This window comes from Streptomyces sp. NPDC030840 (genome assembly GCF_055572015.1).
Genome location: NZ_JBVIEE010000005.1, coordinates 42,972 through 48,983, shown reverse-complemented (window position 1 = coordinate 48,983; position 6,012 = coordinate 42,972). Strand labels below are relative to the sequence as shown.

Here is a 6,012-nt window from a genome sequence, read left to right as displayed (position 1 = left end):
CGCGGCTCGGATCTCCCCGCCACGGCTGGGCCCCCGACCGCGGCTCGGATCTCCCCGCCACGGCTGGGCCCCCGACCGCGGCTCGGATCTCCCCGCCACGGCTGGGCCCCCGACCGCGGCTCGGATCTCCCCGCCAGGGCTGGGCCCCCGGCCGCGGCTGGGATTTGCCCGCCGGGGCTGGGGTTTCCCGGCCGGGGCTGGGATTTCAGGCGAGGCCAGGTGCATCCAGCCCGTCCGGCGTTTGAGGACGAGGCCGAAGGCCGACAGGGGGGTCTGGGGGCGCAGCCCCCAGGGGACGGGACGGGTGGGGGCGGCGGGGGCGAGAACCCTACGAGGCGAACAACCGCACGGGCCACCCCGCATGCACCTCCGCACTGATCTCCAGCAACGGACCCGAAGCCGCAGGCAAGGCGTCAACCCCCTCACCCACCACCCTCCGGGCCGCCTCCACCGCCTGCCGCACCACTAGATCCATCTCAGGAGCCAACCGAGCCAGCACCCCCGTCGCTTCGAACGGATCAAGACTGAGCAACCGCACCGTCGCGGTGGCCGGCCCGCTCACACACTCGTACACGGAGCAGTACGCCGCGTCCTCCGCCCCCAGCCCCGCGGCCCGCGCTGTCACCCCGAGCACCACGGGCTGATGCGCCCCCTTCGGAAACTCCCTTGCGAGCGCGTCGAGTTCGGCGGAGGGCCACGTGGCACGAGCCGCCCGCATCAACTGCCGCCCCAGCTTCCGCGCGGCACCCCGCAGCGCGGCGGACGGCGTACGCGCGTCCGCGGCGCCGTCCAGCTCCACCGGATCGACTCCGAGCGCGGCCGCCGCGGCCAGTCCCGCCGAGACCAGTCCGGCCGTGTGCAGCCGCCCCCGGCAGAACTCCTCCAGCTCCGCCGCCCCCGAGGCACCGGTGATCCGCCCCGCCTTGACGGCCGCCTCGGCCCCGCCGGAGTGCGCGTGCCCTCCGGCGGGAAACCGACCGTCGGCCAGAACGAGCAGTGCGGCCCGTGACATCGCCATCCGTCATCCACCTCGCCCTGGTCCGGCCTCAGAAGAGGAAGTACCGCTGGGCCATGGGCAGTTCGGCGGCGGGCGTCGCCTCCACCAGCTCTCCGTCGATGTGCACGGCGAAGCTGTCGGGGTCGACCCGTACGTCGGGCCGCGCGTCGTTCTCCCGCATGTCGGCCTTGGTGACCCCCCGCGTCGACTCGATCGCGACGAACCGCTTGCCGAGCGCGAGCCGCTCCGGCAGCCCGTCCTCGATGGCGAGCGGCGCCACGAAGTTGAACGAGTTGGCGGCGGGTGCCCGCCCGATCGCCCCGTACATGGGCCGCGGGAGGATCGGCTGCGGCGTCGGGATCGAGGCGTTGGCGTCGCCCATCTGCGCGTACGCGATCTGGCCGCCCTTGAGGACGAGATGCGGCTTGACCCCGAAGAACGCGGGCTCCCACAGCACCAGGTCGGCGAGCTTGCCGGTCTCCACGGAACCGACCTCGCCCGCGAGCCCCTGCGCGAGCGCCGGGTTGATCGTGTACTTGGCGACATAGCGACGCACCCGGCGGTTGTCCGCACGCCCGTCACCGGGCAGCGCGCCCCGCCGCCCCTTCATCACGTGCGCGGTCTGCCAGGTCCGCAGGACGACCTCACCCACACGCCCCATGGCCTGGGAGTCGGACGAAATGATCGAGATGGCGCCGAGGTCGTGGAGTATGTCCTCCGCCCCGATGGTGGACGGCCGGATCCGCGACTCGGCGAAGGCCAGGTCCTCCGGCACGGCGGGGTTGAGGTGGTGGCACACCATCAGCATGTCGAGGTGTTCCTCGGCGGTGTTGACGGTGTACGGCCGGGTCGGGTTGGTGGAACTCGGCAGCACGTACGGCTCGGAGACCACGGTCATGATGTCGGGCGCGTGCCCGCCGCCCGCGCCCTCCGTGTGGTAGGCGTGGATGCCGCGGCCGGCGATGGCGGCCAACGTGTCACCGACGAACCCGGCCTCGTTCAGCGTGTCGGTGTGGATGGCGACCTGGATGCCGGTCCGCTCGGCGACGGTCAGGGACGCGTCGATGACGGCCGGGGTCGAGCCCCAGTCCTCGTGCAGCTTCAGCCCCAGCGCGCCCCCGCGGATCTGCGAGAGCATCGCCTCGTGCGAGACGGTGTTGCCCTTGCCGAGGAAACCGATGTTGAGCGGGTACTGCTCCATCGCCTCCAGCATCCGCGCCAGATGCCACGGACCGGGCGTCACCGTCGTGGCCTTGGATCCCTCGGCCGGGCCCGTGCCACCGCCGACCAGCGTCGTGACACCCGCCGACAGTGCCTCGTCGGCGATCTGCGGGCAGATGAAGTGCACGTGCGCGTCGATCGCGCCGGCGGTCAGGATGCGCCCGTTGCCCGCGATGACCTCGGTCTCCGGGCCGATGACCAGGTCCGGGTGCACGCCGTCCATGGTGTCGGGGTTGCCGGCCTTGCCGATGCCGGTGATCCGGCCGTCGCGGATGCCGACGTCGGCCTTGACGATGCCCCAGTGGTCGACGATGACGACACCGGTGATGACGGTGTCCGGGGTGCCGTCTGCGCGCGTAGCGCGCGCCTGGCCCATGGATTCGCGGATGACCTTGCCACCGCCGAACACCGCCTCGTCACCGGCGAGTCCGGGGCCGCCGCTGCGGTCCTCCTCGATCTCGATCAGCAGATCGGTGTCGGCGAGCCGGATGCGGTCGCCGGTCGTGGGGCCGAACAGGTCGGCGTACGCGGCGCGGGAGATCTCAGGCATCGAGGGCACCTCCGGTCTCACCGCGCAGGCCGGGCACGATGCGGGCGCCGGTGAGCGGGACGAGTTCGACGTCGACGGGGATTCCGGGTTCGAAGCGCACGGCGGTGCCGGCGGCGACGTTCAGCCGCTTGCCGCGGGCCGCCGCGCGGTCGAACTCCAGGCCGGGGTTGGCCTCGGCGAAGTGGTAGTGGGAGCCGACCTGGACGGGGCGGTCGGCGGCGTTGAGGACGGTGAGCCGGGTGACCTCGCGACCCTCGTTGTAGACGATCGGGGTGTCGTCGAACAGGATCTCTCCGGGAATCATGAGCTGCCCCTCCCCCGTCAGACGATCGGGTCGTGGACGGTGACGAGCTTGGTGCCGTCCGGGAAGGTCGCCTCGACCTGGACGTCGTGGATCATCTCGGGGATGCCCTCCATGACGTCGTCCCGGGTGAGCAGCTTGCGCCCGGACGCCATGAGTTCGGCCACTGTACGGCCGTCACGGGCGCCTTCGAGGATGTGCGACGTGATGAGTGCGACTGCCTCGGGGTGGTTCAGCTTCAGTCCGCGGGCCCGGCGCTTCTCGGCGACATCGGCCGCCACGTGGATCAGCAGCCTCTCTTGCTCGTGCGGGGTCAGTTGCACGGCGTCCCACCTCACAGTCCTCGCTCCGGACCGTGCGGGGTCCGGTTGCCGCGGCCACCGGGCAAAGTCGCTGGTGGCGTGGGCGCAGGCTAGTTGGGTGGCGTTTCAACGACGTTAACCGGCCCGCGGTGGGCCGCGCGCCGCCGCGAGGTGGCGAGCGGGGCGCGCCGGGCGGGGGCCGGGCCCGTCAGGAGGCGCCGGTCCCGCGATGCTCCGCCGCGATCCCGAACCGCCGGCGTTCCCCTGCGGGCGATCCGGCGTCACGGACGCTGGAGACCGAGCTGATCATCGGCTCCTCCGTCGCTGCGGACTCCTCCAGCCGTTCCAGGTCGGCGGCGGAGACCAGTGCGACGAGGGGCTTCCCGTGCCGCGTCACGACGACGCGCTCGCCGCCGTAGACCACGCGGTTGATCAGGTCGGCGAGTTCAGCCCTGGCTTGCGTCACCGGAATCTCGTAGGCCATGTCCCCCAGCTTACGGGGCGCCCGCGGGGTACGGACGGTGGAAGGAACCGAACACCCAGGTCAGGAGCGCTGTGGAGCGGCTCGGCGCGGCGGCACCGTCATCGTGGAGGTGCAGTAGCCGGCCGGCTCCGGTTCGTCGACGAGGGCTCCGTCCGCCTCGACCCGCGCATGGGCCCGGAACGGCGCGGCGCGCACGCCCGTGCACCACACCGGCCACGCCCCGCCGAACCGGCACAGCAGCGCGGTCGTGAGGGACCGCTGCGGACAGCCCTGACCGGCGCGGCGGGTGCCGACCGCGACGACGGCGTCCCGTGCCGCCCGCGCCTGCGCGGCGCCGCCGGAGCGGCCCGGCCCCGACCAGGCACAGGACGTACGGATCCGGCGCGGCGGGCGGCCGGGCGAGAGCGACGGCGCACCGCGCGGCGAGGCGGCGCCGCCGGGTCGGCGGTCCGGCGCCCTCCAGGGCGAACGGGGTGCTCATACGGTGGCCGGCCTGGCGTCGCGCAGGGCGACCCACCGCCACCACGACGCCGACCGCACCACCTCCGGCCACGCCAGGTTTGAGTTTCGCCCCGACAGCGGAGATGACAACGTACGTCCTGTACATTTTTTACAGAGACCGCTGTGCTGGACCACGGCTCTGCCGCGAGGAGGGGTACACCATGACCCGACCGTCCGCCCGCTACGTCCTGCCGGAGTTCACCGAACGCACGACTGAGGGCCACAGGACGATGGACCCGTACTCGAAGCTGCTGGAGGGGCGCATCGTGTTCCTCGGGACGGCGATCGACGACACCTCGGCGAACGACGTGATGGCGCAGTTCATGCACCTCGAGTACGCGTCGCCGGACCGGGACATCGCGCTCTACATCAACTCTCCGGGTGGCTCGTTCAGCGCGATGACGGCCGTCTACGACATGATCCAGTTCGTCACCTGCGACGTGGAGACCGTCTGTCTCGGGCAGGCGGCGTCGGTCGCCGCGGTGCTGCTGGCCGCCGGCACCCCGGGCAAGCGGTCGGCACTGCCGGGGGCCCGTGTGCTGCTCCAGCAACCCGCGCTGCACGAGCCGGTCGAGGGGCAGGCGTCCGACCTGGCCATTCAGGCCGCCGAGTTGATGCGCAACCGCCGGACGCTGGAGGAGATGCTCGCCCGGCACACCGGCCGGAGCGCCGAGCGGGTGCGCGACGACATGGAGCGGGACAAGATCCTGGACGCCCGGGCAGCCGTGGAGTACGGCCTGGTGGACCGGATCGTGCCCAGCCGGAAGCCGTCGAGCACCCTGCCCGGCGCGAGGTGAACCGCCGATGCTCCCACCCGACCTGCCGCCACTGCCCGCGCTGACCCGCGCCGAGGCCGAGCTGATCGACCGCTACCTCGACGTGGTCGACCTGCTCGGCCGGATCAACCCGGCCCGCCCCGGCGACACCTACCGCGGGCTGCGCGCCGCCCAGGCCCTGGTCCCCAAGGCGACGGCCCTGCGCGACGCACTCGAACTGATGCACACCCGAGGTGAGAACGAGATGCACGCGACGACCCTCGCGCGGGCCCTGCGGGTCCTCGACGGGGAACGCCGGGCGGCACGCGTCGCCCTGCCTCCCGGCCCCGGCAGCTGACGTGACGGCACGAGCCCGGGCCGCACGACGAACTGACGAGACGTCCGGCCCGGTTCTCGAACGGACCAGAGGACGTACCTGCGAACGGGGCAGATTTCGATCCCTCCTCAGGCCCAGGAAAGTTGCGCAACACGCGTACCACAACAGCGGAATCAACCGTTTCTCCGCTGGTCCGGCGCTCGTCGGCCTCCTTGACTCCCGGGTGCGCGGATGCCTGTCCACCCGAACGGGCGAGTGGTGAGTAACCCCACAAACTGCCGATTCCGTTCGCGGTTTCCAACATTCGTGCGTCAAGATCCGTACCTGACGACAAGCCCCCGCCACCGCGGCGGGGCGATCCGGGCGGACGCCGAGTCCTGCCGCCGCCCGGGTGACCGGTCGACAGGAGTGGATCGGCAGGAGTGGAGGACCCAAGCACGACGGGCCGCCGGAGCGTCAGTTCCGAGCAGTCCTTGGGGTGAAGCCGCGGCAACGCGGCCGGGCAACTTCGCCAGCCCGAATCCGACAGGTCATCCTTCACAGGCGGCTGACGAAGGGTTGCGC

The 6,012-nt window shown here is 72.1% G+C and carries 8 protein-coding genes and 1 riboswitch; of the genes, 2 read left to right on the top strand and 6 right to left on the bottom strand.

Features of this window, described 5'->3' with window-relative positions; all coding sequences use genetic code 11:
- Positions 1-328: 328 nt before the first annotated feature.
- From ACZ49J_RS13195 to ACZ49J_RS13170, 6 genes are all read right to left on the bottom strand, one after another.
- Positions 329-1,012, bottom strand: coding sequence for an urease accessory protein UreF (locus ACZ49J_RS13195; protein ID WP_467457578.1), 684 nt, complete (start codon positions 1,010-1,012; stop codon positions 329-331).
- Between the two features lie 34 nt (positions 1,013-1,046).
- A complete protein-coding gene (locus tag ACZ49J_RS13190) occupies positions 1,047-2,768 on the bottom strand; it encodes an urease subunit alpha (RefSeq protein WP_467457572.1) in 1,722 nt (573 codons plus the stop codon).
- Positions 2,761-3,072, bottom strand: a complete 312-nt coding sequence (locus tag ACZ49J_RS13185) for an urease subunit beta (protein ID WP_467457571.1) — start codon at positions 3,070-3,072, stop codon at positions 2,761-2,763. Before ACZ49J_RS13185 ends, ACZ49J_RS13190 begins: the two co-directional genes overlap by 8 nt.
- Positions 3,073-3,089: 17 nt before the next feature.
- Positions 3,090-3,392: an urease subunit gamma gene (locus tag ACZ49J_RS13180; RefSeq protein WP_010355509.1), complete on the bottom strand. Its 303-nt coding sequence runs from the start codon at positions 3,390-3,392 to the stop codon at positions 3,090-3,092.
- 187 nt (positions 3,393-3,579) lie between these two features.
- Positions 3,580-3,855 carry a type II toxin-antitoxin system Phd/YefM family antitoxin gene (locus tag ACZ49J_RS13175; RefSeq protein WP_467457570.1) on the bottom strand — a complete coding sequence of 92 codons (276 nt, stop codon included), beginning with the start codon at positions 3,853-3,855 and terminating at the stop codon, positions 3,580-3,582.
- 60 nt (positions 3,856-3,915) lie between these two features.
- Positions 3,916-4,233: a lasso peptide biosynthesis B2 protein gene (locus tag ACZ49J_RS13170; RefSeq protein WP_467457576.1), complete on the bottom strand. Its 318-nt coding sequence runs from the start codon at positions 4,231-4,233 to the stop codon at positions 3,916-3,918.
- A gap of 284 nt (positions 4,234-4,517) precedes the next feature.
- Between ACZ49J_RS13170 and ACZ49J_RS13165 the strand changes: the two genes are divergently transcribed.
- Both ACZ49J_RS13165 and ACZ49J_RS13160 read left to right on the top strand, forming a co-directional pair.
- On the top strand, positions 4,518-5,153 hold the full coding sequence (locus tag ACZ49J_RS13165; protein ID WP_467457569.1) for an ATP-dependent Clp protease proteolytic subunit: 636 nt from the start codon (positions 4,518-4,520) through the stop codon (positions 5,151-5,153).
- A gap of 7 nt (positions 5,154-5,160) precedes the next feature.
- Complete coding sequence (locus ACZ49J_RS13160) at positions 5,161-5,469, top strand: hypothetical protein (protein ID WP_467457567.1); 309 nt, start codon at positions 5,161-5,163, stop codon at positions 5,467-5,469.
- 337 nt (positions 5,470-5,806) lie between these two features.
- Positions 5,807-6,009: riboswitch (cyclic di-AMP (ydaO/yuaA leader) on the top strand.
- Positions 6,010-6,012 lie beyond the last annotated feature (3 nt).